Annotated in this window: 2 pseudogenes; both read left to right on the forward strand. The window is 64.8% G+C overall.

The features are described from left to right. Nucleotides 1-279: pseudogene (locus tag LT948_RS33020) on the forward strand (chemotaxis protein); the annotation flags it as partial. 236 nt (nucleotides 280-515) lie between these two features. Beyond that, nucleotides 516-1,587, forward strand: a pseudogene (gene pctB / locus LT948_RS33025) (methyl-accepting chemotaxis protein PctB); the annotation flags it as partial.

Below are 1,587 nucleotides of genomic sequence, written 5' to 3' on the forward strand. Positions count from 1 at the left end.
CGCTACAGCCTGGAGAGCGTGGAGATCGCCAACCGTGCCGGCGAAAGCCTGGGCAGCGTGACCCGGCGGATCGGCGAGATCGACGGGATGAACCAGTCGGTGGCCACCGCCACCGAGGAACAGACCGCGGTGGTCGATTCGCTGAACATGGACATCACCGAGATCAACACCCTCAACCAGGAAGGCGTGGAGAACCTCCAGGCCACCCTGCGCGCCTGCGGCGAGCTGGAAACCCAGGCCGGGCGCCTGCGCCAACTGGTGGACAGCTTCAAGATCTGAGCCCTGCCTGTCCCGTAGCCGAACCGGCCGGATAACCGCGAAGCGATTATCCGGCCTATCGATGAAGAGCGCCCACGGGCGCTTTTTTCGTTCTCCAGGTCGCATTCGGTGAAACCATTCATCCATTGCGCTAAAGCTTCCGGGCTTGCCGCCGACAGACACGGCAAGCCTTGCAGTTGCGATCCAACTGGGGCTGTTCACGACAGCGCGCCCGCGCCTCCCGGATGCAAGAAACCATGATCAAAAGTCTCAAGTTCAGTCACAAGATCCTGCTCGCCGCCGCGCTGGTGGTGATCGCGACCTTCTCCCTCTTCACCCTCTACAACGACTCCCTGCAGCGCACCTCGATCCGCGAGGACCTGGAGGACTACCTGCACGAAATGGGCGAGATCACCGCCAGCAACGTGCAGAACTGGCTGAGCGGGCGCATCCTGCTGATCGAGAACCTGGCCCAGACCCTGGCCCGCGACCACAGCCCGGAGACCACCCAGGCCCTGCTGGAACAGCCGCTGCTGGGCTCGACCTTCCTCTTCACCTACCTGGGGCAGACCGACGGCACCTACACCGCGCGCCCCACCAGCGACCTGCCGGCCGACTACGACCCGCGCCGCCGCCCCTGGTACAACGCCGCCACCAGCGCCGGCCAGACCACCCTCACCGAACCCTACATGGAGCCGGCCATCCACGAGCTGGTACTGACCATCGCCAGCCCGGCGCGCCAGGACGGCCAGCCGTTCGGCGTGGTCGGCGGCGACCTCAGCCTGCAGACGGTGGTGAAGATCATCAACTCGCTGGACTTCGGCGGCATGGGCTACGCCTTCCTGGTCAGCGGCGACGGCAAGATCCTCGTCCATCCGGACAAGGACCAGGTCATGAAGAGCCTCAGCGACGTCTACCCACGCAACACGCCGAAGATCGGCAGCGGCTTCAGCGAGGCCGAGCTGCACGGCAACACCCGGATCCTCAGTTTCTCTCCGGTCAAGGGCCTGTCCGGCCTGGACTGGTACATCGGCATCTCGGTGGACAAGGACAAGGCCTATGCCATGCTCACCAAGCTGCGTACCTCGGCGATCGTCGCCGCGCTGATCGCGGTGGTCGCCATCGTCCTCCTCCTCGGCATGCTGATCCGCGTACTGATGCAACCGCTCACCGACATGGGCCGCGCCATGCAGGACATCGCCCAGGGCGAAGGCGACCTGACCAAGCGCCTGAAGGTCACCAGCAACGATGAATTCGGGGTCCTGGCCATTTCCTTCAACCGCTTCGTCGAGCGTATCCACGAATCGATCCGCGAGGTCGCCGGCACCG

The organism is Pseudomonas sp. CP-1 (genome assembly GCF_021213715.1).
GTDB lineage: Bacteria > Pseudomonadota > Gammaproteobacteria > Pseudomonadales > Pseudomonadaceae > Pseudomonas > Pseudomonas aeruginosa.